Genomic DNA, 25,511 nt, shown 5'->3' on the forward strand with positions numbered 1-25,511 from the left:
TCTACGACCTTATGGCCGTAGATTTATAAGGCGAATAATTGTTAGCAATTTAATATAGGAATAAAGGTTTGTCAATCATTCTCACAAAAGTGACGACGATTTATATTTGTATTTATCTTTTTTTCAAGTAGAATAAGCCATTATGAAACGTATTAATTCCTTTATTTTTATTCTTTTCTTTGTTTTAATTCCGACGGTCGTCTCGTCCCAGCCGGAAGATTCTCCCACTCTTACGGATTGTTATCAATTAGCTCTTAAACAAAGCGAAACGGTTGCCATCAACCAAGAGGCCATTCGTGAAGCGCAGGCGCGTTTTGGGCAGGCGCTAAGCACTATTTTGCCGCGTGCCTCGTATTCCTATTCTCAAAAATGGGAAGACGCGGGAGGTTCGTCTTCCCGGGAAACTCCCGAAGGGAAATTTACTTTCAGTCAGCCGCTTTTTACCGGATTTAAAGAATTTGCCGCGATCGCTGCGGGGCGTTCAGAGAAAAAGCAACGCCAACACGAGCTTAAGCGCGCCAAACAACTTCTCTTTAAAGACGTAGCGGACGCGTTTTATTTCTATTTAAATTATCAACAGGATATTGAAACGCTGGAAAGCATTCGCGCGGTTCTTGCCGATCGCCGCGTTGAATTGGTCAAGCGCGAAGAATTGGGACGGTCGCGGTTAAGTGAAATTGCCAGCGTTGACGCGCGCATTAGCCGCGTGGAAGCGGATATTGAAGAAGTAAAAGGCGAAAAGGATGTTGCCGCGCAACTGCTGGCGTTTTTAACCGGAAGTACTTTTGAAGTAGTGAATGATGATCGCGGCGTTATTCAAGAATTAAAACCTTTAAGCGAGTATGAATCATATACTGAAAATCGTCCCGATGTTTTAGCGGAGCATGAAGCTTTTATCCAAGCTAAAAAAAATATTACGATCGAGCGTTCAAAATATTGGCCGACGGTGGAAGCGAAGGGAAATCAATACACCAAGCGTGTCGGAAGTTCTAAAGATATTGATTGGGACGCGACACTTAGTGTGGATGTCCCGCTTTTTGAAGGCGGCGAAACAGCCGGGGCCGTGCGCGAGGCCCGCTCGCAGGCAAAACAAGAGCAGCTTAAGTTTGAGCAGGTCAAACGTAGCGCTCTTTTGGATATCCAAAATTCTTATAGTCAGCTTCAATCTTCTATTCGGCGTTACCAGGCGATCAGTAAAGCTTTAGATGCGGCACAGAAAAATTATGATCTTCAGTTGGAAGATTTTCGTGTTAACTTAGTCAGCAATTTGGATATTTTGCAAGTTTTAGAAGATCTGCAAGACAGCCGGCGGGATCATATTGCCATTCAAAATGAAATGAAACGGCGTTATTGGCAATTTCAAGTTTCTTTAGGGAAGGCCTTTGATGATACTTTCTGATATCTCTATTCGTCGCCCTGTATTTGCCTGGATGCTTATGCTGGGATTGATGTTTTTTGGTTATATTTCCTTCGGGCGTTTAGGTGTCGGCCGTATGCCGGATGTTGATTTTCCTGTTGCTAACATTCGTGTTTCTTGGGAAGGGGCCGCGCCCGAAGTCATGGAAACGGATGTTGTCGATGTTGTCGAAGATGCGGTTACAGGCATTCAAGGAATAAGAGAAATTAATTCTAGCGTTCGCCAAGGGCAAGCCTCGGTGACAGTCGAATTTGATATTGACCGCAATATTGATGTCGCTATTCAGGAAATTCAAACAAAACTTTCCCAAGCGCAGCGCCAGCTTCCGCGCGATATGGATCCGCCAACGGTTTCAAAAAGTAACCCCGAAGATCAGCCGATCATGTGGATCACGGTTACCGCCGATGGCATGCCCCTGCGGGCTCTTATGGATTATGTCCAAAATTATCTAGAAGACCGATTTACGACGATCAAAGGCGTGGGCGAAGTTTTCTTAGGCGGATTTTCAGATCGAAATCTACGTGTTTGGATCGATGCCGAAAAACTTACCGCTTATGAAATGACCGTTCAGGATGTGATCGGTGCCATCGAGCGCGGCCATAGTGAAGTTCCGGCGGGACGCCTGGAAACATCATCTCAAGAATTTAGTGTTCGGGCGATGGGAGAAGCGCTTAATACGGAAGAATTTGGCAACATCATTATCCTGCAGCGCGGCGGACGGCCGGTCTACAAGCCCATTTATTTAAAAGATGTTACCACTATTGAAGACGGGTTGGCGGATGTGCGGCGCATTTCCCGACGAGACGGTGTTCAAACCGTTGGGATCGGTATTCGTAAACAACGCGGGTCTAATGAAGTTGATGTGGGGCGAAGGGTCTTAGAGCGTTTAGCGGAAGTTCAAAAAGAATCTCCTGAAGGGATCAAGGTCGAGCTTAACGTTAATCGGGTGAGATTTGTTGAACAATCCATGCATGAGCTAACGTTCACCCTTATTTTGTCGGCGATCATCACCTCTCTTATCTGTTGGCTCTTCTTAGGGTCAATATCGGCAACGCTCAATATTCTTTTGGCTATTCCTACGTCGATCTTAGGAACGTTTATTGTTATTAATTTCTTCGGGTTTACGCTTAATACCTTTACCATGCTGGCTCTTTCTTTGGCGATCGGTATTGTGGTGGATGATGCCATTATGGTTCTGGAAAATATTGTGCGTTACCGTGAGAAAGGGCATAATCCGACGGAAGCTGCTAGTCTGGGTGCCAGGCAAATCACCTTTGCGGCCATGGCGACGACGTTTGCCGTCATTGCTATTTTCCTTCCCGTGGCCTTTATGAAAGGGATCATCGGAAAATTCTTTTATCAGTTCGGCGTTACGCTATCTGTTGCTGTTGCTATTTCGCTTTTAGAGGCCCTCACTTTTACGCCGATGCGATGCGCGCAATTCTTGCAGATCAAGGAACACCAAAGTTTTGTCGGTAAAGCTGTTGAAACAGGTTTTCGGCGTTTGGCTGAGCTTTACCGTAAGCAGCTTGCCTGGTCTTTATCGCATCGCGCTATTGTTATCATTGTTTCGTTCAGTTTATTTCTTGCCTCGCTTGGAATAGCGAAGATCTTACGAAAAGAATTTATTCCATCCCAAGACCAGAGCATGTTTTTCTGCCGCCTGCAAGCGCCGGTGGGATCTTCCATTGAGTTTACAGATCAGAAGTTTCGTGAAGCAGAAAAGATCATTACAGCTCGCCCCGAGGTTTTGCGGTATTTCACGGCCGTGGGCGGTTTTGGCGGAGGAGAGGTGAACAGCGGGCAGATCTTTGTAACGCTAAAAGATCCTAAAGATCGTCCGGTACTTGATCCTTTTAAAAGGCGTCCAACACATCAGGATATGATGGATTATTTTCGAAAAGAACTGAAAAAAATATCTGATGTAAAGGTAAGCATCCAGGATCCGTCTTTGGGCGGCCTGGCGTCTTCGCGGGGATATCCGGTGGATATGACGTTGGTTGGCCGCAGTTGGAATAAATTAACCGAATTAAGCGAAGCGATCGAGACCAAAATGAAAGAAAACCCGCTACTTACGGATGTTGATACGAATTACGAAGAGGGCGCAACAGAAGTCCGTATTTTTCCTGATCGCCAAAAAGCCAGCGAACGCGGGGTCAGCATTGATGAGATCGGACAGACGATCAATGCGTTAATTGCCGGAGAACGTGTGGCGAAGTATACACAAGGCGGACGCCGTTATGATGTGCGGGTGCGCCTTATCCCTTCGCAACGTACGCAAATAGAGGATATTGAGAATTTATGGCTTTGGAACAATCATGGAGAATTAGTTCAGCTAAAAGATGTGATCACAGTTTCATCGAAAAAAACCACCACCACGATTACGCGCAAAGACCGGGAGCGTGCTATTGCGCTTCGGGCCAACGTGAAACAAGGCGCTTCTCAGTCCGACGCTATTGCGGCGGCGCATAAGATCGCGAAAGATATTCTGCCGGAAGGATACCGTATTGAAGCGGGTGGTAGCACGCAAACTTACCGCGAGTCCTTTGAAAGCCTCTATCTTGTTTTGTGGTTAGGAATTATTATTGCCTATATGGTTTTAGCGTCGCAATTTAACAGTTATATCGATCCCGTTACGATTCTATTGGCTCTGCCTTTCAGCATTTCAGGCGCGTTTTTAGGATTATGGATCGCTAATCAATCGATCAATATCTACAGTTTTATTGGGATCGTGCTCTTGATGGGGATCGTGAAGAAAAATTCTATTTTGATCGTGGAATTCACTAATCAATTGCGCGCGCAAGGCCGTTCTGTTACGGAAGCGCTTTTGGAAGCGGGAAGTGTGCGGTTGCGCCCGATCTTCATGACTTCGTTCGCGACCATTGCCGCGGCTTTGGCTCCGGCTTTGTCTTTGGGGCCCGGCTCAGAAGTATTGCGCCCGATGGCGGTAACTGTTATTGGAGGAGTTATTGTTTCAACAGCGTTAACAGTTTTTGTTATTCCTTGTGTGTATTCTTTGTTTGCCAGATTTGAGCACAAGAAACTTAAGGCAACTGCCGAGGAACTTCCGGTTTAAAATTTTCTAGCGGGCAATGATCTATTGTTCAGTGATGAAAGCGCGGATACGTTTACCGTTATGATGGGCATTGCCTAAAACACAAATATCGCGGCATTGGACTGACAGCTCAGCGCCCAGTGTTTCAACTAGATCAACTTCTTTCCATTTTCCCGTTGCTTCGATCAAAGACAGGGCGGTTTTTTGAATATCTTTCTCAGAAGCAGAAGGTAAGTTTTTCTTGAGGATGTCTTCTATTTCCGTCAGGGTTAATACCATAGGTGCTCCTCTCTTTTGAATAAATGATCAGCATTTTTTATTGATTTATTTTATCATAAAATCTTTAAAGTTATTTGAAATCTTGACTTCAAACCTGGTTGGAACAAAAAGATTTTGTTGTCACCTAAAAACAAAGATAATATAATAAAACGCTATTTAACAAAGAAGAATCCTTTTGAACTATATAAAAATGACACATCAATTTATCTAAAATAATGTCAAAACCTTTACCTCAAGAACTGCGCATTTTACTTCCGGAAGATCTTAAGCCCGTTGGATCCTTGAAAGAATACGAAAATTTAGGCGGATTATCCGGCTTAAAGAAAGCTCGCGCGATGAAGCCATTGGATGTGATCGCCGAGGTCAAGGCTTCTAAACTGCGCGGACGCGGCGGCGCCGGATTTCCGGCGGCTTTAAAATGGGAAACCACCGTTCATGATCCAAGTCCTAATAAATATCTTGTCTGCAACGGATCCGAGGGCGAGCCGGGGACGTTTAAAGACCGATATTTGTTGAGAAAAAATCCTTACAAACTTTTAGAAGGACTTTTGATTGCCGCTCATGCGATTGGCGCCAAAGAAGTTTTTATCGGTTTAAAAGAGAAATTTACTCTTGAGGTCGAACGTGTTCGGAGCGCTCTTAAGGAAATGGAGCAGGCAGGAATTGCGCCGGCCGGATATATTAATATTGTCTTAGGCCCCGATGAATACCTTTTTGGGGAAGAAAAAGCTCTTCTGGAAGTGATTGACGGGCGAGGCGCTTTGCCGAGAATTTTCCCGCCGTATATGCAAGGCGTACGTTTCACGCCGACCGACTATAATCCGACGGTCGTTAATAATGTTGAGACCATGAGCCACTTGCCGAATATTTTATCTAAGGGCGCGGATTGGTTTAAGACGATTGGAAGCGCGGACACGCCGGGAACGATGATCTTTACCTTATGCGGTGATGTGAAAAATCCCGGCATGTATGAACTTCCACTAGGAACACCTTTAAAAGTTTTGTTAGAAGATATCGGCGGCGGGCCTAAAGATAAAAAATATCCCATCAAGGCTGTTTATTCGGGCGTGGCTAATCGTGTTATCACATCGGAACAATTCGCAACGCCACTTGATTTTGGATCCATGCGTTCTGCCGGAAGCGGACTGGGTTCAGCCGGATTTTTTGTTTATGATGAAAGTGTTTGTATTGTGCATGCGCTGTTACGTTTATCGGAGTTTTTAGCGAAAGAATCTTGCGGCCAATGCCAACCTTGCAATATGGGTTGCCGGATCATTACCAATCATTTACGCCGCATTGAGGAAGGCTATGGCACCAAAGATGATCTGGACGCTATTTCTCATGAATGCGGAAAGATCACCAATCAAACACGCTGTTTTCTTCCCGTGGAAGAAGCTGCTTTAGTTTCCAGCACTATTCAAAAATTTTCTAAGGAATTTGAATCCCATTTAGGAAAAACTTGCCCACACTCCCGCGTTCCATTCTTGCCCAAAATCATCGATTTTGATGAGTATTCAAAAGTTTTTAAATTTGATGATAAAGGTTAGATAAAACAATTATTTAATCTCGATTCAATAGCGTTGACTTTATGATGCAGCGCCTTCATCTTTTATTCTCGTCGCTAAAGGAAGATAGAAAACAAAGGCCGCATCTTATTTTAAATTTGTAAAAAAAATACTTTCTGCTACAATAGCAGCAGAAAATGTATTTTGAGATGTTTTGATAAGGAATAAGTGAAGGAGCGTGAAGAGATGGTTAAAAGACTTATATTTATTGTTGATGATGAAAAAGAATTACGAAAAAAGTATAAGAAGCTTTTAATCAAAGAAGGATTTAAGGTCGTGGAGGCTTCCAATGCTTTGGAAGTGGCCAATATCTTGATGCGCGAGAAAAGCAAGCTTGACCTTATCTTATTGGATATCAATATTAGCGAGGTTGATGGACGGGATATTTTTGATATTATCGAAGAATATGTTCCGGGATTGCCGGTCATTGTAACAAGCGTTTATCCGGTGAGTGAACAAAAGCTCAGGATCCCCAAGGCTGTCGATTATTATCATAAACTGCAAAAAGAAGAGAGCTTGATCAAAAAGATCAAGAATGCTTTAGGGTTAGAATAGCAGGCTAGAATTTAGGGAAGTAAAAGAAGGCGCCCGTCATGTTTCATGACGGGCGCCTCTGTATTTCTTAAAGTATTCCTTTAAAAACCTAAACGGTATCGTTAATGACGTTATTATGGCTGGCGATGACTTGCCACTTATCGTTTTCTTTCATCCATGTCATCGTGTAGCGGCGTACCGAACGGCGTCCGCCTTCCAAGTTCTTTTCGATCGTAAAAAGATAATACTGTAAAACCGCCGTATTTCCGAAAACACCGCAGCTGATAGGGCTGATGTAGTAAATCGGAAATTTGGTATTTTCACACCAGAAACCGACCCATTTGGTCAACCAGCGCTTGTCCAGCATTAAAGGGCTTTCGTGGCCGAAACCGCGGAAATCGGGATGAATGTATTCTAAAAATTCTTTTACCTTGCCTTGCGTGAGGATTTCCCAGTGACGCTCAAGATGCTGCCAGATCTCTTTTTGTTCTTTGGACCATTCTTCTGTGTTCGGAGAAACAGATTGTTTCATAAATATCCTTTCCTGTGGTGTTCTCTTGCTGCGCAAACTTAAAATCCTCATTAATTTAGCGTAGCGTCAAAAAATAGTCAAGATATGTTTTGAGTGGAAAATGCCCATAAAACATCATACAATGAAACATTATTTTATGAATACCTGCAACCTCCCTGAAATATTCTTACAGCGCTTACGCGAAATTATTCCTCCGGAAGAATTTGAGTATCGCTATCAACTTTTTTCACAGCGCCGAGCTTTAAGCCTGAGGGTTAACACGCTAAAAAGTAATGCGGATGAAGTTGGTCAGATATTGTGCGAGAATGGTTTTAGGTTTGAGCCTGTTTCTTGGTATAAACATGTCTTGATCCTTCAAGATACGTTGCCCAAAGATTTGGATACAACACAGATCTTACAAAAAGGGTTAGCGTATATTCAGAGTTTGTCTAGCATGCTTCCGGTGCTTGCCTTGAATCCTCAACCCTCTGAAAATGTCCTAGATATGTGCGCGGCACCGGGAAGTAAAACAACGCAAATAGCATCTCACATGAATAACCAAGGGTCTATCGTGGCGCTTGATGCCGTGCGAGACAGATGTTATAAGTTGAGATCCGTTATTTCTCTTCTGGGCGTTTCTATCGCGGATGTCAAATTCCTAGATGCCCGAAAATTTAAGACGAATATGCTTTTTGATAAGATCTTGGTGGATGCGTCTTGTAGTGCGGAAGGGCGTTTTTCTACTCTGGAGCCTAAGACATTGGCTTATTGGAGCCCCAGGAAGATAAAAGAAATGGTTCACAAACAAAGAGGGATTCTCTTAGCCGCAAGCCGCTTATTAAAATCGGGAGGAAGCTTGGTCTATTCAACGTGCACTTTTTCTCCGGAAGAAAATGAAGGCGTTATCGATTGGTTCTTACGTAAGACAAAAGAGAATTTTAAGGTTGAAGAGATCCAAATGGACTTTGTCCCACGCTATCCGTCTTTGCTTTCCTGGGGGCAAAAGGATTTTCGTAAAGAAGTTAAGAATTGTTTGCGGGTTTTACCGACCAAGGACATGGAGGGATTTTTTATTACAAAACTTGTTAAAGAATAGTTGCCTTGCGCCGTTAGATTTTTTGGCTTGTTTCCTTCATAGAATAGGGGTAGAATACGCCCAATGTTAGAGTACGATTCAGTATTATTTTAAGAAAACTTTCAGAAAGCGAGGTAGGAAAAGGATGTCTAATATCGGATTTAGCGAACTGATCATTATCCTTTTGATCGTCCTTCTTTTCTTTGGGGCGAAAAGGCTTCCGGAAATAGGCCAGGCCTTAGGAAAAGCCGTTAAAGAATTTCGTAATGCCAGCAAGGAAATGGGAAATAGTATTAAAGATGCCACCAAAGATGATGGAAACGAAAAAAAGTCATAATCAGCTTACCTTCCTTGAACATCTTGATGAATTAAGAAGCTGCCTCATTAGATCCATTCTTGCTATTATTGTGGCGGCTTGTTTTTTTTATCAATATATTCATCAAGCCATGGATTTTCTGATCCGCCCTGTTGGCAGTGTTGTTTTTACTTCTCCGGCGGAAGCATTGATGGCGCATATTACGCTAACGATGCTAGGGGCTGTTTTATTAGCATCGCCGTATATTCTTTACCAGATCTGGAATTTTATTTCTGCGGGGCTTAAAGCTCAGGAACAAAAGCTGCTGTCTATTTTCCTTCCCGCCTCGCTTTTTCTTTTTATCTTAGGAGCCTTGTTCGCCTATTTTATTATTTTACCGATCGCGCTAAAATTCTTTTTAAGTTTCTCAAGCTCGATGCTGCGACCGATGATCACAATCGGAAAATATGTGTCATTTGTTGTGACACTGGTTTTATCATTCGCCGTTGTTTTTGAATTACCGGTTGTCATTGCCATATTGACGACGATGGGGATCGTTACGCCGGATTTCTTAAGACAAAAACGGCGTTTGGCGATCGTTATTATCTTAATTGTTAGCGCGATCTTAACTCCGCCGGATTGTGTGTCACAGCTTTTAATGGCTATTCCGATCATCGTGCTTTACGAGATCAGCATTGGGTTAGCTGCTTTGATCAATCCGTCGATTCATCAAAAGTGCCAATCTTGCGCCAGGGAGAGTTGACGTTGTATTAATTTTTAGCTTGTATTTTTATATTTTTTTAATAAAATAACTTTCAAATCGTTTGTGTTATTTTAAAATCGCGATAGAATCTAAAGTGTAGGCAGACAAAAAGAACACAAGGTTAAGGAGGAAAAGAGCAAATGAAGATCAACGATGTTAAAGAGTTGCTAAAGGACAAAAGAGTTACCGAAGAGATCAATAAGCATCTGTGGATCGAAAGCCAGAAATCCGGTTATAGCATCGGGATTGAGCGGGCGACCGATGAATGGCTAAGGCTTTACTCGGAAGGCTGGATGAAGTACCATATGCCGGATAAGTATAAGCAGTTAAAATCTAAGAAAGCTTAAGACAGTTTAGAAAAAGCAAGCGGGCTGCCCCGGTAATAACCGGGGCAGCCCGCTCTTTATTTTCTACGAATAATTTATTCTTTCTTAGCCCTAAAGATCAACAATATTACCAGCAGAAAAGACAAGATGCTCACGATGCAACCGATGTAAAAAGAAGGCGGTTCAAAAGAGAATCTCACCGTATGTTTTCCGGCGGGCGCAAAAACCGAACGGATAAGATAATTGGTCGCATAAAGTTTGGAGGGTTTGTTATCCACAAAAACCTTCCAATCCGGGTGAAAGGCATCGCTTAAGACAACTAGCCCGGCGTTTTCTAAATCCGCTTCAATAATAACTTCATTAGCTGTGTATCGGGTAATTTCCGCTTTTGAGTTGTCGCGCACCGGAATTTGAGAGAGTTGTTTCTCCATCTCGCGGTCAGAAGCCCCTTCCAAAACCACAGCCTCATTTAAATTCTGGCTGATAAACTTTATCGCGTTAAAAGGGACATCGCTGGTATTATCAAAAATAGCGCGGTGGACAATAAAGGCCCGCGGAAAAGCCTTCGTGCGCTCATAGATCACTACTTCCTTGGAATAAGCAGCTTTGGTCGTGTCGGCCAACGTTGCCTTTAAGTACATTGGTTTTGTATACGATCCGCTGAGCAATATTTCCGGAGATCCGCCTCTGTTTATAGGAGCAACAATATATTTAAGGTTAAGCATATCTAAAAGCGGATTATCGTCGGGAAGAGAAACCGTGCGCAAAGCCGGCGGACGCAGGTCTTGCCTAAAATGATTTCTTATCACGAGTTGATTGAAGAAATTAACGAACCGGTTAGGCAGAAAATCTTGAAAGATCCCAAAATCATCAACGCCATAGCCGGTGGCCGTGTTCGGATAAAATTGCCAGAATACCCCGTAGGCTCTTTGCGGTTGTGGAGTATCTTTTAAGAATTCAATGTAGGGAATTTTGGCAAACGATTGAAAACGCTTGGGATGTTCTCGGTGAATATAGAGAAATAATTCGAAAATGAGCAAAAAGACGATTGCTAGAATAGCATGCTGTTTTTTTAAGATATTTTTATCTTTCAGAAAAAGGATCAGCCCAAAGAAGATAAGAACGCAGAAAGCAAAAATACTCGCATGAAGCGATTGCGCGAGATGCCCGGAATCTCTAAAGTAAAGTAAATAACCGGAAATAATGGCTACGAAAGTTGCGCTAAACACTAAATTTTTCTTAAAAAGATGGCCGGCACAAAGGATCGTCCGTAATCCCATCCCGGCGGCAATAGCCGTGCACAGCGCGACAACGTGAGGTGTATGGATCGCAAAACGGCAAATATCAAAGATCGGTAAGTATCCTATCCAGTTAATTAAAGGAAAACTGTAAGATTTTGCAACGGCTATAAAAGCTATTGCGGCAAAGAAATAATTTAATCCGCATCGTTGTTTGTTGAACAAGCTTAAAACAACCAATGCCAGGGGAATAATGCCTAAATATCCTCCCCACCATCCGGCGAACGTAAAATCGTAGGTTAAATTTTCTTTCTGAAAAAAATGCGGAACAGCCAAGGTGATGATGCGATGAATAACTTCTCCGGAAGATAATCCCACATTTTGGGGATGCGCGTGCCAAAATTCGGAATTAAGATTACGCAAAAATGGAAAAAGGACAATAGCAGATAAAGCAAATCCCAAAATGTAAGAAAGGCTAAGCTGTCCGGCAGCGGTCTTAAAGTTTGGTTTTGGCTTGATGGTGAGTGTGCGGAAAATAAAAAATAAAAATCCCAACCCGTTTACAAAAAAGATATGCTCGGCATGTCCGCCAAAAAATGTCAATGCGGTGGCTATGGCGACAAGCCCGATGGCTCGCGCTGTTTTTTCACGAATGAGTTTTTCTAAAGACAAAAGAAGTAGTGGCGCGATGATTTCAACATTGGCGATCCAATACTGCAAAAGGGTCATGGGGCCGGTGAACATAAAAATGATCGCCGCGCCCAAAGAAGGTATTCTGGGAAATCGTAAAACCCGCATGAACCAATATAAAAATAATCCGCCGAATAAAAATCTTGCCAGCATCAAAATGTCCCAGGAATATAATTCCGGCAGAAGATAAAGGATGAGATGAAGCGGGAAAAACATCCCCACCTGGATCATCCCGATCAAAGGATAGCCGCAGGCCTGATGAGGATTCCATAGAGGAATAATGCCTTGTTGAAAATTATTCTTGATGAATTGATAGATAGGTTCTTCCAAAACGGACGCGTCAGTTCCGTTGACGGGAATATAAGCGGGGCGGTTATGTTCTTGCCCGTAAACACCATAATGAAAAGCCTGGGCGTTGGCGGTTGCGACCTTAAAGGTGCGTCCTAAAAAGACAATGTCATAGAAAAATACGGCGATTAGAGCCGATAAGATCCCGATGATCAAAAGGTTTTCTTTGAGGAAATTCTTTTTAGGGTTTTTCATTAGGGGTGTTGGCTTTCTCTTTATTCCAGCAACAATAAAATACCAGAAAAACCAAAGAAGGCAATAAACAAAAAAGGATCCGTTGCAGTGTTCGGGATAGTCGCCACATCAGGTCAAAATTCGCCGTTGTGAGGTAAACAAAGAAAACACACAACGCGTAACATAAAAAGAATAGAGTTAAAACTCCGGATTCCTTTTTTATAAAGCGCGGCGCCCGCCAAACGATGAGAATCGCTAAAGCGATCCAAAGGTAGTTCCAAACCGCGGAGGATATTTCCTGAAAGAAACTGGTTGTAACGAGATAGCAGCCTTCCCAATTAAGAAACTTTAGTGAACTTGGCGAATTCTTTAAAGTGATGTCGCGGTTAGCAGGAGAAAGAAAGAATTTGAATATCAAGGGAGCCGGTAAAGTAAAAATAAGCCCCTGAACAACGGGTAGCAAAGACGATAGGTTTGTCCAAATCTTTTTAAAAGGCCGGCAACGGTAAAAGAAGATAAGAATAAAAAACAGCAGAAACGCCACAAATCCTTCGTTCTTTGAGAATGATAAAAAGCCTAAGAATAATCCTAGGAGAATGCCAAAACCGTTTTCTTTTTCTCGGGTGAAAAGAACAAAACAGACACAAACAGCCAACAAATAGTAAGCAAAAACAATGTCCGCGTATTGTGTTGTTCCCAGGTAAATATAAGCAGGCAGAAATAAGATCAGACATGAGCCAAGAAGAGCTGTCCTGTTTTCTGCGTATTGCTTTAATCCGGAAAATACAAGCGCGGGGCAGGCGACGGTAAAAATGATCCCGGTCCAGAAAGGCACTTGGGGCGAATATTTCTGAATCATCGTTGATCCCCAGACATTGATCATCGGTAATAGTAAAGGATAGTCGGGTTGCGTGTGCCAATGAAGTTCTTGAAAAAGATCTTTCCAATTGCTTGTGCTTGCGATCAGGAACTTTGCCTTCATATTCCAAACAGCCCAACCGTCCCATTCGCCAAAAGGATGGCTGCAAGCGAGAATGTAAACAACGTAAGATGCTGCCGCAAAGAGAATAATGTAAACCCATGATGAAAATATTTGATTGGCATTGAATTTAATATGTCGATAGCGGCCAGCAAATAAGATCATAGCCAAGGCCAGCGTGAGCCCTGCGTGCAAAAGAATGATGATGGGGATATTAAATCCGCCGCAAAGAAGAAAAGAAAAAAAGATGAGTGTCGAGGAGGCCCCTAGCCCAATTCCCACGGATAGCAAACAAAAAAGAAATGATCCGATGTTTTGACTTTTGCGTAAAGCTACCGAAGTGATCAAAAGGCCCAGGAGAAATGAATACAAAAAAGGCAGTAAAGGCGTCATGGATTTTTTTCGGCTAAAATCTTTTCATGTTCATTGACGTGAAGCGGGTTCAAATTTAATTTTTTGGTCATTTCAGAAGCGTTCACGAGATTTGTAGCGTCGATAATAAAAAATTGATGAGATAAGCCGTTAAGGTCAAGGACGGTGGGCGCTAAGGCAAATTGCGCGGATAGAAATTGTCCGTCATTACGCTCTGACGACATGTCTTTATCGGTGAGAAAGCCAATGATCCGCTCGTTTTTCAGATATTTCTTAAAGCGAGCAAATTCAAAACCCGGTTCAGTGAATTGTATAATGCCTTTGGTCTGAGCGGATTTCTGGTAGTTTTTGAAAAGAGAAAGGGCATTGCCGGCTATGATAAGAATAAGGAAAGCCAGGATCATGTTTTCAATGCGGCAATATTTAGAAATGATTTCTTTCATGGGATCAGAGCTTATGAGTATTTTACTATAAGTTTTATCATTTTTGATTCTTTTAACATAATGTTACAATAACCGCCATGAACTCGCTTTACGTCCATATTCCGTTTTGCCAAAGCAAATGCCTTTTTTGCTCCTTTGTGATCGCGGTGGGCCAAACGCATAAAATGGACGCGTATCTTGACGCGCTTTCCAAAGAAGCCGACTTTTATAAAGGTGAGAACTTAAAAACAGTTTACATCGGAGGAGGAACACCCAGCCTTCTTTCTGCGGATGGATTAAAGAAGCTATTTTCTATTATTAAGCAAAAGTTTGTACTTTCTGCGGATTGCGAAGTAACACTGGAAGCTAATCCGGAAAGCCTTGATGTCGAAAAGGCAAAATTGTTATATGACCTGGGTGTTAATCGCGTAAGCTTAGGCGTTCAATCACTGGAGGAAAAGTATCTTAAATTTCTAGGGCGCAATCACGGACGTGATTGCGCCCTAGGAGCTTTTCGTATTTTACGGAAAACGGGGTTTCAGAACATCAGTCTTGATCTGATGTTCTCTTTTCCGCAACAAACCTCTTTCGAGATCGAAGGTGATGTGCGCGCGATGGCTAGCTTAAACAGCGAGCACATTTCTCTTTATGCTTTAACGGTCGAAGAAAAAAGTAAATTTTTCTCCCGTCGTGTTCAACTGAGCGACGATACATTACGTGCTGAGCAATACAGCTTGGTTATCCAGTTTCTAAACGATCTAGGATTTCCACAGTATGAAGTAAGTAATTTTTCGAAACCCAAAAAAGAATCGCGGCACAATCTTGCCTATTGGCAGGGAGAAAATTATATCGGGCTTGGCGTCGGAGCACATTCGCACAAAGACGGAACAAGATCTTGGAATACCTCAAATCTTAGTGATTATCTTTCCAAAACGAATCAAAATGTAAGCCCGGTTGAAGGAGAAGAGCGGCTTGATCCTGCACAGCGCTTTATGGAGACTTTGCTTTTCGGTTTAAGGATGAATCGCGGTGTTGATGTGCCGGCTTTGGAGAAAAGATTTTCATGTGCCTTGCCGGAAGGCCAGGTAGAAGCGGTGAACCAATTTCTTCGAGATGGATTTTTAACACAGGAAAATAATATTCTGAAAGTGACCGATTGCGGAAGGCTTATTTTAGATGAGCTGTGCTCGCGGCTTATCTAAAATATCAAAAAGCTATTTCGGAATAAAAACTTCATTGCAATCACGGCAGAAATATTGCTTATCCCAAACAGTTCGCAGACGACGGTAGCGAATAATATCTTTATGAAAATCCCGGATAACCAACCGCAGGATAAGATAAAACGGGATCCCCACAATAAACGCGGTGATCAGCGTCATGAGAAAATAATCTTTTTGCCCGAGCCGTCCGAGCATGAGCGCGCTGGTCGCTAAATACGAGATCAAAAACGCCATAAACGCGATACGTCCGGCCGGAAGGGTTTTTCTGGGTTCTTTAGGGGGCGTGAGCCGATGCAACAACCTTTCTTTCTGACGCGCGGTCATATTTTGCGTGTAGGTCCCAACGCGCTTATCCAGAAAAAGATCGAATTTTCTTGCGAGATTTTTTGATCTTAAAGAATAATAGACCGAAGAGACGATCTCAACATTTTCGCTTTTGCATTTTGGGCAAGTGATCTCTTTTTCGAATGCCATAGGGTAGCAAGAGAAAGTTATTTAAAAAAGCGGATGGGGATACGATTGTCCCGGCCGATGGTTTCGCTTTCTTGGAACAACTGCAAAAATGACTGCAAAATGATCGCGCGGTATTGATCTCTGATGCGCAGCTTGGAAATAATGATCTTTGATTTTTCCAAAAGGGAATTTATTTTTAATAAACTGTAACGCAGGCTTTTTGATTCCATCAGGATCTTTCTGATCGCGATGAGGTCTCGATAGGATTTCTTTTCTTTCGTGAAATGCTGCATAAATTCCTTTTTCTGACGGCGGTTCATTTTCCGGTAAGCATGGCAGACGAGAATTGTTTTCTTCGACTCGGCGATGTCGCTTAGAATAGATTTGCCGATATTTTTCTGAGATCCGAAGATCCCTAAAATATCATCTTGGATCTGGAATGCCTGTCCGATCATCAGGCCAAGCTGGGAAAGTTTCCGGATGTCGTTACGGCCGGCGCCGGCAAGAATAGCGCCGACAACCATCGGGCATTCAAAAGTATAGCGGGCCGTCTTAAGGGAATAATTCAAAAATACATCTTTTTCCGATATCTTTTTGATGTGATTGACTCCATGCAAGATGTCGATGAATTCTCCCATGGCCGTAAAGGCGGCTGTTTTAATAAAATATTTTAAGGCTTCTTCTTTGCGGTAAGGTTTTTCGTTAATGGATAAAAAGGCATCGATCGCCAAAGCGTACAAAATATCGCCGGCGACAATGCTAAGATCGTAGCCCAGTTTTTCCCTGTCTTGTGTTTTGGCTGCTTTGCTGAGAAGTTTATGCATGGTGGGTTTGCCGCGCCTTAGATCTGAGCGGTCAATAATATCATCGTGAATGAGCATGAAGTTGTGCAAAAGTTCCATGCAGGTGGAGGCATTGTAAAGGCTTTGCGGGGGATTGGTATTTTTCTTGCTGTAGCCTTTGTAACTTAAAATGAGAAGCAATGGCCGTATCCTTTTTCCTTTGCGCAAAGTGAAGTCTTTGAGGCTTTCAAAAAGGATGGGGTGGACTAAGTGGAGCTTGTATTCTTGGCGAATTTCCTTAAGGAAATTCGCCAAGCTTTTGTCGATTTGTTTTTTTAATGCCGTAATCATGGCTCCTATGGTAACACACGGTCTTTCGGCGTTCAACCGAAAGATTTTATGCCTTGGCGCGCAAAGCTGTTTCGTCGGGAAAAGGAAAACCAAGGCTTTAAAACTTTTCCATTTTGTTTGACCGCTTTTAAGAAAAAGACTACAATAAGGCAGTCTTGTAAAAGGAACTAACCCTATGCTTAAAAAAACCAGTTTGATCTTATTTTTTTCCTTTCTTATTTGCCTGCCTTCTTTTGCCGAAACGATCTATCTTAAAAACGGCAAAACGATCAACGGAAAGATCACCGAGAAAACAAATACTCAAGTTAAAATCAATGTTAATGGCATTGGCATTACATATTACGCGGATGAGATTGAACGCATTGACGGCGGTGTTAGCTTTGCTCCGCTAGTAAAGCCTGTACCTTCTTCTTCGCCATCGCCGGCGAATAAAAGAGGCCTTATTTTAAGCCTGATCGATTCCAGCGGCGCCAGAGAAAATATGAATACCCTGTACGCAAAGATGTTGTCGCAAGGCTCCGCGCAAGAAACACAAAAACTACGCGAGGCGATTAAGGTTGACGATATTATTGAGCGCTTGGTCCCCGTTTATGATAAGTATTTTACCGAAGATGAACTAAAGGGGTTGATCGCTTTTTATCAAAGCCCGCTCGGTAAAAAATTGTTAAGAACAACTCCCATGATCATGCAAGACGGCATGGCTGCTATGGGGGCGTACTTGCAAGAGAACTTATCTATGCCGGACGTTCAACAATGATCTTGGCTCATGATCAGAGGATTTTATTTTGACGCGCATTATTCGTAAAAGGAAAATTGTTCTCGCCGAAGGCGAACTTGTGATCGCCGAGATCCTGCCGCAGCTTTTAAAACCCATAGGCTATGAAGTGATCACTGCCTCCGACGGAGAATCCGCGCTTGTAACGATCAAGCGGGAGCTTCCCGATCTCATTATTATTGATAGCGACCTGGACAAAATAGATGGGTTTGCTTTATGCAAGATATTGAAAAGCGATTTTATCACCTCTTATGTGCCCATCATTATCCTTATTGAAAAAAGGCAGATCCGTAAAAGGCTTTTAGAGATCCAAGAAGGCGTTGACGATTACATTATTAAACCGCCTGATCCCATCGACCTTCAGGTCCGCTTAGAAATGGCGCTACGGCGTACCGCGCATCAAGTTCACGCGAATTCTTTGACGCGTTTGCCCGGTAATCGCGCTATTGAAAGCGCCAGCCGAAATCGCATTGACAAAGAAGAACCATTTTCTTTTCTCTATTTAGATATTGACCAATTCAAATCGTTCAATGATACCTACGGGTATTTACGCGGTGACGGCGTTATTATGCAAACCGCGCGGATCTTAACGGATAGCGTTCGCAAACACGGCAACAAAGATGATTTTGTGGGGCACGTGGGCGGAGATGATTTTGTGATCATCACAACGCCGCAAAAAGAAAGTATTTTAGCGAAAGATATTATCCGCCAATTTGACCGGCTGATCCCGCTTCATTACAGTACGGAAGATAGAACAATAGGTTATTTATCCGTTAAAGACCGTCAGGACAAAGATATTAAAGCGCCCCTGATGGGAATTTCCATCGCGGTGGTTAACAATAAATTGCGGAAAATAAAGAATGTATTAGAGTTAACAGAAATAGCTTTTGAGATCAAAAAACATATTAAAACAATTAAGGGAAGCAAATTCCTTGTTAATCGCAGAGCCAGCGGGTCGGAAAATCTATCTAAAAATTACGGTTCCGATGAAGAAGGTTCTCACGTTCGCGCCCTGCAAGACAGCAAGGAAGCTCTTCCTATCGGGCAACTTTTGCTTAAGGCAAAACTGATCACGGAAGAGCAGCTTACAGAAGCTTTATTTGAACATTGGTCCTCGCGCGAGCTTCTCGGGCAGACACTGATCAAGATGGGGCTCATCAGCGACGAGGATTTGGAGCCGTTTCTTCGCGAGTATCGAAAAAATATGCAAGCAGCTTACCCGAGCGATCCTTCCGCAAAATAATCCGTAAAATATTTGGTATCAATAGGTTATGTTCTTTCTCGTCGAGAACAGTAAATTTATTTTTTATTTTTATTTGACCTTCCTAAGTGTTTCTGCTATAGTATCTGAGTTTTCAAACCAACCAAATTGAAGAGAATAAAGGAGTGAAGGGCATATGATCGAGCGCTATACGTTATCCAAAATGGGTAATATTTGGTCCGACAAGCATAAAATGGATATTATGCTTAAAATTGAAATACTTACTTGCGAAGCAATGACAAAATTAGGAGTTATTCCGAAGGCCGCCATGGAGAAGATCAGAAAAAAGGCGGCCTTTGATGTTGAAGAGGTTAAAAGGATCGAAGAGAAGACAAAACACGACGTTGTCGCGTTTATCGTGAGCATTGGCAACAACTTAGGGCCCGAATCAAAATATCTTCACATGGGCTTAACTTCCTCAGATCTCCTCGATACAGCGCTTTCCGTTCAATGCGTTGACGCTAGCGATATTCTGATCGCTGATGTCAAAAGATTATTAGTCGTTCTGAAAGAAAAAGCCAAGAAATATAAAGATACCGTTTGTATTGCCCGTACCCACGGCGTTCACGCCGAACCGACAACATTCGGTTTGAAATTAGCAGTCTGGTACGATGAAATGCAGCGTAATCTTATACGTCTTGAACAGGCTCGGGAGAATATGCGCATCGGAAAACTTTCCGGCGCGGTCGGTACTTATGCCAACATTGATCCCTTTGTGGAAGAATATGTTTGCGAAAAATTAGGGCTTAAGCCAGCTAATGTTGCCACGCAAGTTATTCAGCGTGATCATCATTGTCAGTTTCTTGTCACGCTAGCTTTAGTGGGTTCTTCTCTTAATAAGTTCGCTACCGAAATACGGCTTTTGCAAAAGACAGAAGTTTTGGAAGTTGAAGAACCATTTTTTAAAGGACAGATCGGTTCTTCTGCCATGCCTCATAAACGTAATCCGGTGACGTGCGAACGGATCTCCGGCTTATCCAGGCTTTTACGCGCCAATGCTCAAGCGGCTTTTGAAAATATCAGCCTTTGGCATGAACGTGATATCAGTCATTCTTCCGCCGAGCGCGTGATTCTCCCCGATAGCACCATCACCTTAGATTATATGCTCAATAAATTTATTCCTATTCTGGAAGGTTTATTGGTTTATCCGAAAAATATGATTGCGAGCCTCGCCAAAACACGCGGCCTTATTTATTCCCAGCGTATTTTGCTGGAGTTGATGAAAAAAGGCCTCACACGTGATGAAGCGTATAACATTATTCAACAATGCGCTATGCAGGTGTGGCAGGAAACTTCGGATTTTCGTGATGTTCTCTATCGCGACCGAAAGGTGAGAAAATATTTAACAACCGGCGATATCGATAAGTGTTTCGATATTAAATACTATATTCGTCATCGTGATCTGATCTTTAAAAGGGCAGGACTATAATAATAACAATCATATCTTGAGGGATTGATTATGGATAAAAAAGCAAAGATTTACGAAGGGAAAGCCAAGATCCTTTATGAAACAGATGCTCCCGATCAACTCATTCAGTATTTTAAGGATGATGCCACCGCGTTTAACGCGGCTAAAAAAGGGACCATCCAAGATAAAGGAATTGTAAATAATAAGATCTCAACAAAAATCTTTGAATATCTGCAATCAAACGGCATCCCGACGCACTTTATTAAGTTCTTAAACGATCGGGAAATGCTGGTTAAAAGAGTCAAGATCGTTCCTCTGGAGGTTATTGTCCGTAATGTTGCGGCGGGGTCTTTATCTCGGTTATTGAATATTAAAGAAGGGACCGTCCTTAAATGTCCGGTTTTGGAATTCTGTTATAAAGAAGACAGCCTGGGCGATCCGCTCATTAATGAATATCATGTTTTAGCCTTAGGGTACGCTACACAAGAAGAAGTGGACGCCATTAAGAATTATACGTTTAAGATCAATGAGCTGATGAAGAAATTTTTTGATTCCATGGGCATTGATCTGGTGGATTTTAAACTGGAATTCGGCCGATATCAGGGGAACATTATCCTCGCCGATGAAATTTCACCCGACACCTGCCGGCTTTGGGAAAAAGGCACGGGACGCAAGATGGACAAAGACCGTTTCCGTCGGGATCTAGGCAATATTGAAGAAGCCTACCAGGAAGTTTTAAGCCGAGTAACAAAATAATTTCTAGAAGGCAAGCAGTCCGCAAGTCTCTCGAATAATCTTTAACATTTCTATCCTATGATTTGGCGTGTTGAGATCAAAGATAAAAAGGGTATTTTTGACGCTATCGGTGACGGCACGCAAAAAGATATCCTCGATTTAGGCATTCGTTCGGTTAAAAAAGTTTCCTTTGTCCAGGTGTATCTGATCGAAGGCAACTGTTCTGAAAGCAACGCTAAAACAATTTGTGAAGAACTGCTGGTTGACCGCATCATCCAAGATTATTCTCTCCAAGATTCTGCAAAAACGACTACCTTACGCAATAGTAAAGATCTTAAAGTTATTGAGATCGCGCATAACGTGGGTGTTATGGATCCCGTGGAAGCTTCAACGCTAAAAGGTATTGCGGATTTAGGGATTGCAGGTATTGCCTCCGTTCGTACGGCTAAAAAATATATTCTTACCGGAAAAGTTTCTTCTAAAGAATCAGATGTTATTGTTAATAAAATTTTATGCAATAAACTGATCCAACATGTTGTTAAAGATCAACATTTTAAAGGTGGCTCCCCACCCAAAGCCGCTATTTTAGGCCAATCGTTTAAGTTGATCGTTGTTGACATTCTTGGTGCCGACGATAAAAAGCTTCTCGCTTTAAGTCAACAGGGGCAACTTTTCCTTAATTTAAACGAGATGAAAACGATCCAGGATTATTTTAAGAATTTGGGAAGAAATCCAACGGATTGTGAGCTGGAAACCATTGCCCAAACCTGGAGCGAGCACTGCGGCCATAAAACTTTTCGCGGCAATATTGAATACACTTGTCAGGAAGACGGTAAAACGCAAAAAACCTTGATCCAAAGCCTTTTAAAAACAACCATTGTTAAAGCCACCAAAGAGATCAATAAATCCTGGTGTGTTTCGGTCTTTCACGACAATGCCGGGGTTATTAAATTTGACGATGAGGATTGTGTGTGTTTTAAGGTAGAAACGCATAACCATCCTTCGGCGCTTGAACCTTTCGGCGGAGCCAATACGGGCGTGGGCGGCGTCATCCGGGACATTTTAGGGACAGGTTTAGGCGCAAAACCTATTTGTAACACTGATGTCTTTTGTTTTGCGCCTCCGGATCTCCCCTTTAATAGACTTCCCGAAGGAACGCTTCATCCGAAACGGATCATGAAAGGGGTTGTTAGCGGTGTTCGCGACTACGGAAACAAAATGGGAATTCCGACGGTCAACGGCGCTATTTTGTTTGACGAACATTTTGTTGGTAATCCGCTTGTTTATTGCGGAACGGTCGGCATTATGCCAAACGATAAAGTTAAAAAACAAACTCTTGTAGGCGATCTGGTCGTGGTGGCTGGTGGGCGTACCGGGCGCGACGGAATCCACGGCGCGACATTTTCTTCCGGTGAACTTACGCATGAATCGGAAGTTGTTTCGTCGGGGGCTGTCCAGATCGGCAATCCTATTGAAGAAAAGAAAGTTTTAGACGCTCTTTTAAAAGCGCGCGACAAAAACCTCTATTCCGCTATTACCGATTGCGGAGCCGGCGGGTTATCAAGCGCGGGCGGAGAAATGGGAAAAGATTTAGGATGTCGCATTGATCTCGAAAAAGTTCCGCTTAAATACGAAGGGCTTTCTTATACCGAAATTTGGATCTCAGAATCGCAAGAACGCATGGTTTTATCTGTCCCCAAAGAAAATATCGAAGAGCTTTTAAAAACATTTGAAGATGAGAACGCTCAGGCAACGGTGATCGGCGAATTTACCGACACCAAACGTTTGGAATTATTTTATAACAGTTGCCAAGTCTGTTCTTTGGATATGGAATTCCTGCATGATGGCTTGCCCAATATTACCAAGAAAGCTCATTGGGCTAAGCCGAAGATCAAAGAACCGGATTTTAAATGCCCAAAAAGCTTGACCGATAAACTCGTCGAAGTTATTTCTCACTATAATGTTTGTTCGAAAGAGTGGGTCATTCGCCAATACGATCATGAGGTTCAGGGAATGAGCATTATCAAGCCTTTGGTGGGTGTTTGTGATGACGGCCCGTCGGATGCGAGTGTTCTTCGCCCCAAACTTCATTCGCAAAAAGGTATCGCGGTCTCCAACGGTATTAATGTTCGTTTTGGCGCAATTGACCCGTTTTGGATGGCAGCGTCTTGCATTGATGAAGCTGTGCGGCAGATCATTTCCGTCGGAGGTTCTTTAGAAAAAATCGCTATTTTGGATAATTTCTGTTGGGGAAATCCCGACAAACCTGACCGGTTAGGCGGCTTGGTGCGCGCGGCGCAGGGCTGCTATTTTGCTTCTGTCGGTTACAAGGTTCCATTTATTTCCGGAAAAGACAGCCTTTATAATGAATACACCGACAAAGGAAAACCGTTAGCCATTCCGGGCACCATCCTTATTTCAGCCATCGGGATCGTGGAGGATGTTTCTAGAACCGTTACCATGGACTTCAAGGATTCCGGAAACCTTATTTATGTTTTAGGCGAAACGTATGATGAGCTGGGTGGCTCTATTTATTTAGACACATTTGATTCTCTAGGAAGCAGTGTTCCGAAAGTTGATACGCAAAAGGGAACAAAAGTTTTTGAAGCACTTTCTCGAGCGATCCAAAAGGGACTGGTAAGATCGTCGCACGATTGTTCCGAAGGCGGGCTTGGCGTTGCTATTTCGGAAATGGCGTTTGCCGGTGGGCTTGGTGCGAGCATATTTCTAAAGGACGTTCCTTTTAAGGCCAGAGACCAAAGACTAAAGACTAAAGGCAATATGAGAAATGATTTTATTTTGTTCTCCGAATCTAACTCGCGTTTTGTCGTTGAGGTTGCCAAAAACGATCAGAAAGATTTTGAAAAATGCTTAAAAGAAATTCCGTTCGGCCTGATCGGCTGCACCGATAATAAAAAGGTCTTAACGGTTTATGGGCTTAATAATGATATTTGTGTCAAAGTAGACGTTGATTTTCTTAAACAATCCTGGCAGAAGAAGCTAAAGTGGTAGAAAGGACGCCTTATGCAAAATCGTAGAAAAGCGAAAAATGAATTGAGCAACATGGAAGACCCCTGGAGAGTGTTTCGCATTATGGCGGAATTTGTGGACGGATTTGACATGCTTTCTACCGTCGGGCCGGCGGTCACTTTATTCGGTTCCGCGCGCCTTAAGCCGGAAAACCCTATGTATAAATTAGCCGAAAAAACAGCCTATCTTTTGGCCAAAGAAGGTTACGCCGTGATTACCGGCGGCGGGCCGGGCATCATGGAAGCCGGAAACCGCGGCGCCAGCCGAGCCAACGGCAATTCTGTGGGCTTAAACATCGAACTTCCGTTTGAGCAAGTTCCTAACCCATTTATCAAAACCTTGGTCAGTTTTCATTATTTCTTTTGCCGAAAAGTTATGTTTTTAAAATATGCTTCAGCGTTCGTTATTTTTCCAGGAGGTTACGGAACCTTAGATGAATTTACCGAAAGCATTACGTTGATCCAAACCAAGCGCATGGAAGGTTTTCCGGTCATTGTCGTCGGAAAGAAATACTGGAAAGGCCTTTTAGATTGGTTGGAAGATACGGTCGTCAAAGAGGGTTGCATCAATAAGGAAGACTTGGATATTTTTCAGGTTGCGGATAAACCGGAAGAGATCGTTGATATCATAAAGAAGTTCTATAAAAATAAGAAAAATGCCCACCTTAAAAAAATCTAAAGTCCTCATTTTGCGAAGCGCCGGGACGAACTGCGATCAGGAAACCGGTTTTGCCTTTAAAAGTGTCGGAGCCGATGTAGAATTTGTCCACATCAATAAGCTTTCTTCCGGCGATCGAAGCCTAAATGATTATCACATTTTGGCTTTACCTGGCGGATTTTCCTACGGTGATGATATCGCGGCGGGAAGGATCTTCGCCAATGAATTACGTTTAAAGCTTGGAGACGATCTGCGCCGTTTTATCTCTGATGGCAAGCTGATCATCGGAATCTGTAACGGCTTTCAGATCTTAGTCAAAGCCGGGCTTTTGCCTGGCGAAAGCAATTTCAAGCAAACGGCAACGTTGATGCTTAATACGTCGGCGAAATTTGAAGACCGCTGGGTTTGTTTAAAACCGGAAGGCAAATCGGTTTGGACTAAGGGGATGAACGGAGTAATTGAACTTCCTGTTGCGCACGGCGAAGGAAAATTTATTGTGCAAAATGACTCCCTGTTAAAAACTTTAAAGAAAAATCATCAGATCATTTTTCGCTATTGCGATGAATCAGGAAAAAAGCCAAAATATCCGCAAAATCCTAATGGTTCCTTGGAAGACATTGCCGGCATTACCGATATAACGGGACGGATCTTAGGATTGATGCCGCATCCCGAGAGACATTTTTTTGTAACCCAACATCCTAACTGGACGCGCGAGAAAAGAAAATCTAAATTCGGAGATGGGGCGCAAATCTTCCAAAATGGGGTCGATTACGTAAAAAAGAATTTACTATAAGCG

The 25,511-nt window shown here is 42.8% G+C and carries 23 protein-coding genes; 16 read left to right on the plus strand and 7 right to left on the minus strand.

Features of this window, described 5'->3' with window-relative positions:
• Positions 1–142 precede the first annotated feature (142 nt).
• Positions 143–1,399, plus strand: coding sequence for a TolC family protein (locus WC676_02920; protein MFA5059557.1), 1,257 nt, complete (start codon positions 143–145; stop codon positions 1,397–1,399).
• Positions 1,386–4,493 carry an efflux RND transporter permease subunit gene (locus WC676_02925; GenBank protein MFA5059558.1) on the plus strand — a complete coding sequence of 1,036 codons (3,108 nt, stop codon included), beginning with the start codon at positions 1,386–1,388 and terminating at the stop codon, positions 4,491–4,493. Before WC676_02920 ends, WC676_02925 begins: the two co-directional genes overlap by 14 nt.
• Positions 4,494–4,514: 21 nt before the next feature.
• Here WC676_02925 and WC676_02930 read toward each other — a convergent pair whose 3' ends face one another.
• A complete protein-coding gene (locus WC676_02930; protein ID MFA5059559.1) occupies positions 4,515–4,751 on the minus strand; it encodes a hypothetical protein in 237 nt (78 codons plus the stop codon).
• A 215-nt stretch (positions 4,752–4,966) separates the two neighbouring features.
• Between WC676_02930 and WC676_02935 the strand changes: the two genes are divergently transcribed.
• Both WC676_02935 and WC676_02940 read left to right on the plus strand, forming a co-directional pair.
• Complete coding sequence (locus tag WC676_02935; protein ID MFA5059560.1) at positions 4,967–6,298, plus strand: NADH-ubiquinone oxidoreductase-F iron-sulfur binding region domain-containing protein; 1,332 nt, start codon at positions 4,967–4,969, stop codon at positions 6,296–6,298.
• A 204-nt stretch (positions 6,299–6,502) separates the two neighbouring features.
• Complete coding sequence (locus WC676_02940) at positions 6,503–6,871, plus strand: response regulator (GenBank protein MFA5059561.1); 369 nt, start codon at positions 6,503–6,505, stop codon at positions 6,869–6,871.
• Positions 6,872–6,959: 88 nt separating this feature from the next.
• Here the strand turns inward: WC676_02940 and WC676_02945 are convergent, their stop codons facing one another.
• Complete coding sequence (locus WC676_02945) at positions 6,960–7,382, minus strand: nuclear transport factor 2 family protein (GenBank protein ID MFA5059562.1); 423 nt, start codon at positions 7,380–7,382, stop codon at positions 6,960–6,962.
• Positions 7,383–7,503: 121 nt separating this feature from the next.
• On the opposite strand from WC676_02945, the gene WC676_02950 reads away from it, so the two are divergent.
• The 4 genes from WC676_02950 (at position 7,504) to WC676_02965 (ending at position 9,841) form a co-directional block, all read left to right on the plus strand.
• Positions 7,504–8,457 (plus strand): RsmB/NOP family class I SAM-dependent RNA methyltransferase, encoded by a 954-nt coding sequence (locus tag WC676_02950; GenBank protein ID MFA5059563.1) that lies wholly within the window; start codon positions 7,504–7,506, stop codon positions 8,455–8,457.
• Positions 8,458–8,581: 124 nt separating this feature from the next.
• On the plus strand, positions 8,582–8,773 hold the full coding sequence (gene tatA / locus WC676_02955) for a twin-arginine translocase TatA/TatE family subunit (protein ID MFA5059564.1): 192 nt from the start codon (positions 8,582–8,584) through the stop codon (positions 8,771–8,773).
• Positions 8,748–9,494, plus strand: a complete 747-nt coding sequence (tatC, locus tag WC676_02960; protein MFA5059565.1) for a twin-arginine translocase subunit TatC — start codon at positions 8,748–8,750, stop codon at positions 9,492–9,494. Before tatA ends, tatC begins: the two co-directional genes overlap by 26 nt.
• A gap of 140 nt (positions 9,495–9,634) precedes the next feature.
• Complete coding sequence (locus WC676_02965; GenBank protein ID MFA5059566.1) at positions 9,635–9,841, plus strand: hypothetical protein; 207 nt, start codon at positions 9,635–9,637, stop codon at positions 9,839–9,841.
• Between the two features lie 74 nt (positions 9,842–9,915).
• Here WC676_02965 and WC676_02970 read toward each other — a convergent pair whose 3' ends face one another.
• Genes WC676_02970 through WC676_02980 form a run of 3 tightly spaced genes read right to left on the minus strand, consistent with a single transcriptional unit; the run spans position 9,916 to position 14,064 of the window.
• Positions 9,916–12,291 (minus strand): YfhO family protein, encoded by a 2,376-nt coding sequence (locus WC676_02970; GenBank protein MFA5059567.1) that lies wholly within the window; start codon positions 12,289–12,291, stop codon positions 9,916–9,918.
• Positions 12,278–13,642 carry a glycosyltransferase family 39 protein gene (locus WC676_02975; GenBank protein MFA5059568.1) on the minus strand — a complete coding sequence of 455 codons (1,365 nt, stop codon included), beginning with the start codon at positions 13,640–13,642 and terminating at the stop codon, positions 12,278–12,280. Before WC676_02975 ends, WC676_02970 begins: the two co-directional genes overlap by 14 nt.
• Complete coding sequence (locus tag WC676_02980) at positions 13,639–14,064, minus strand: hypothetical protein (protein ID MFA5059569.1); 426 nt, start codon at positions 14,062–14,064, stop codon at positions 13,639–13,641. The genes WC676_02975 and WC676_02980 overlap by 4 nt, the downstream gene beginning before the upstream one ends.
• A 77-nt stretch (positions 14,065–14,141) precedes the next feature.
• Here WC676_02980 and hemW point away from each other — a divergent pair, with 77 nt between their 5' ends.
• On the plus strand, positions 14,142–15,245 hold the full coding sequence (gene hemW / locus WC676_02985) for a radical SAM family heme chaperone HemW (GenBank protein MFA5059570.1): 1,104 nt from the start codon (positions 14,142–14,144) through the stop codon (positions 15,243–15,245).
• Positions 15,246–15,257: 12 nt separating this feature from the next.
• Here the strand turns inward: hemW and WC676_02990 are convergent, their stop codons facing one another.
• Both WC676_02990 and WC676_02995 read right to left on the minus strand, forming a co-directional pair.
• Positions 15,258–15,737: a hypothetical protein gene (locus WC676_02990; protein MFA5059571.1), complete on the minus strand. Its 480-nt coding sequence runs from the start codon at positions 15,735–15,737 to the stop codon at positions 15,258–15,260.
• Between the two features lie 17 nt (positions 15,738–15,754).
• Positions 15,755–16,849 (minus strand): polyprenyl synthetase family protein, encoded by a 1,095-nt coding sequence (locus WC676_02995; protein MFA5059572.1) that lies wholly within the window; start codon positions 16,847–16,849, stop codon positions 15,755–15,757.
• 175 nt (positions 16,850–17,024) lie between these two features.
• Here WC676_02995 and WC676_03000 point away from each other — a divergent pair, with 175 nt between their 5' ends.
• From WC676_03000 to purQ, 7 genes are all read left to right on the plus strand, one after another.
• Positions 17,025–17,606 carry a DUF2059 domain-containing protein gene (locus WC676_03000; GenBank protein ID MFA5059573.1) on the plus strand — a complete coding sequence of 194 codons (582 nt, stop codon included), beginning with the start codon at positions 17,025–17,027 and terminating at the stop codon, positions 17,604–17,606.
• 28 nt (positions 17,607–17,634) lie between these two features.
• The gene (locus WC676_03005) at positions 17,635–18,867 is read left to right on the plus strand and encodes a diguanylate cyclase (GenBank protein ID MFA5059574.1); all 1,233 of its coding nucleotides are present in this window, start codon (positions 17,635–17,637) and stop codon (positions 18,865–18,867) included.
• 154 nt (positions 18,868–19,021) lie between these two features.
• A complete protein-coding gene (gene purB / locus WC676_03010) occupies positions 19,022–20,314 on the plus strand; it encodes an adenylosuccinate lyase (protein MFA5059575.1) in 1,293 nt (430 codons plus the stop codon).
• A gap of 30 nt (positions 20,315–20,344) precedes the next feature.
• A complete protein-coding gene (gene purC, locus WC676_03015) occupies positions 20,345–21,049 on the plus strand; it encodes a phosphoribosylaminoimidazolesuccinocarboxamide synthase (GenBank protein ID MFA5059576.1) in 705 nt (234 codons plus the stop codon).
• A gap of 57 nt (positions 21,050–21,106) precedes the next feature.
• A complete protein-coding gene (gene purL, locus WC676_03020) occupies positions 21,107–24,040 on the plus strand; it encodes a phosphoribosylformylglycinamidine synthase subunit PurL (GenBank protein ID MFA5059577.1) in 2,934 nt (977 codons plus the stop codon).
• 12 nt (positions 24,041–24,052) lie between these two features.
• The gene (locus tag WC676_03025; GenBank protein ID MFA5059578.1) at positions 24,053–24,736 is read left to right on the plus strand and encodes a TIGR00730 family Rossman fold protein; all 684 of its coding nucleotides are present in this window, start codon (positions 24,053–24,055) and stop codon (positions 24,734–24,736) included.
• On the plus strand, positions 24,714–25,508 hold the full coding sequence (gene purQ, locus WC676_03030) for a phosphoribosylformylglycinamidine synthase I (protein ID MFA5059579.1): 795 nt from the start codon (positions 24,714–24,716) through the stop codon (positions 25,506–25,508). Before WC676_03025 ends, purQ begins: the two co-directional genes overlap by 23 nt.
• Positions 25,509–25,511 lie beyond the last annotated feature (3 nt).

The sequence above is a fragment of the Candidatus Omnitrophota bacterium genome, assembly GCA_041649175.1.
GTDB lineage: Bacteria > Omnitrophota > Gorgyraeia > Zapsychrales > JBAZNR01 > JBAZNR01.

What these genes read in the sequence shown, in the direction of transcription:
- WC676_02920 (MFA5059557.1), top strand. Translation starts at nt 143, where the DNA reads ATGAAACGTATTAATTCCTTTATTTTTATTCTTTTCTTTGTTTTAATT.
- WC676_02925 (MFA5059558.1), top strand. Translation starts at nt 1,386, where the DNA reads ATGATACTTTCTGATATCTCTATTCGTCGCCCTGTATTTGCCTGGATG.
- WC676_02930 (MFA5059559.1), bottom strand. Translation starts at nt 4,751, where the DNA reads ATGGTATTAACCCTGACGGAAATAGAAGACATCCTCAAGAAAAACTTA.
- WC676_02935 (MFA5059560.1), top strand. Translation starts at nt 4,967, where the DNA reads ATGTCAAAACCTTTACCTCAAGAACTGCGCATTTTACTTCCGGAAGAT.
- WC676_02940 (MFA5059561.1), top strand. Translation starts at nt 6,503, where the DNA reads ATGGTTAAAAGACTTATATTTATTGTTGATGATGAAAAAGAATTACGA.
- WC676_02945 (MFA5059562.1), bottom strand. Translation starts at nt 7,382, where the DNA reads ATGAAACAATCTGTTTCTCCGAACACAGAAGAATGGTCCAAAGAACAA.
- WC676_02950 (MFA5059563.1), top strand. Translation starts at nt 7,504, where the DNA reads ATGAAACATTATTTTATGAATACCTGCAACCTCCCTGAAATATTCTTA.
- tatA (MFA5059564.1), top strand. Translation starts at nt 8,582, where the DNA reads ATGTCTAATATCGGATTTAGCGAACTGATCATTATCCTTTTGATCGTC.
- tatC (MFA5059565.1), top strand. Translation starts at nt 8,748, where the DNA reads ATGATGGAAACGAAAAAAAGTCATAATCAGCTTACCTTCCTTGAACAT.
- WC676_02965 (MFA5059566.1), top strand. Translation starts at nt 9,635, where the DNA reads ATGAAGATCAACGATGTTAAAGAGTTGCTAAAGGACAAAAGAGTTACC.
- WC676_02970 (MFA5059567.1), bottom strand. Translation starts at nt 12,291, where the DNA reads ATGAAAAACCCTAAAAAGAATTTCCTCAAAGAAAACCTTTTGATCATC.
- WC676_02975 (MFA5059568.1), bottom strand. Translation starts at nt 13,642, where the DNA reads ATGACGCCTTTACTGCCTTTTTTGTATTCATTTCTCCTGGGCCTTTTG.
- WC676_02980 (MFA5059569.1), bottom strand. Translation starts at nt 14,064, where the DNA reads ATGAAAGAAATCATTTCTAAATATTGCCGCATTGAAAACATGATCCTG.
- hemW (MFA5059570.1), top strand. Translation starts at nt 14,142, where the DNA reads ATGAACTCGCTTTACGTCCATATTCCGTTTTGCCAAAGCAAATGCCTT.
- WC676_02990 (MFA5059571.1), bottom strand. Translation starts at nt 15,737, where the DNA reads ATGGCATTCGAAAAAGAGATCACTTGCCCAAAATGCAAAAGCGAAAAT.
- WC676_02995 (MFA5059572.1), bottom strand. Translation starts at nt 16,849, where the DNA reads ATGATTACGGCATTAAAAAAACAAATCGACAAAAGCTTGGCGAATTTC.
- WC676_03000 (MFA5059573.1), top strand. Translation starts at nt 17,025, where the DNA reads ATGCTTAAAAAAACCAGTTTGATCTTATTTTTTTCCTTTCTTATTTGC.
- purB (MFA5059575.1), top strand. Translation starts at nt 19,022, where the DNA reads ATGATCGAGCGCTATACGTTATCCAAAATGGGTAATATTTGGTCCGAC.
- purC (MFA5059576.1), top strand. Translation starts at nt 20,345, where the DNA reads ATGGATAAAAAAGCAAAGATTTACGAAGGGAAAGCCAAGATCCTTTAT.
- purL (MFA5059577.1), top strand. Translation starts at nt 21,107, where the DNA reads ATGATTTGGCGTGTTGAGATCAAAGATAAAAAGGGTATTTTTGACGCT.
- WC676_03025 (MFA5059578.1), top strand. Translation starts at nt 24,053, where the DNA reads ATGCAAAATCGTAGAAAAGCGAAAAATGAATTGAGCAACATGGAAGAC.
- purQ (MFA5059579.1), top strand. Translation starts at nt 24,714, where the DNA reads ATGCCCACCTTAAAAAAATCTAAAGTCCTCATTTTGCGAAGCGCCGGG.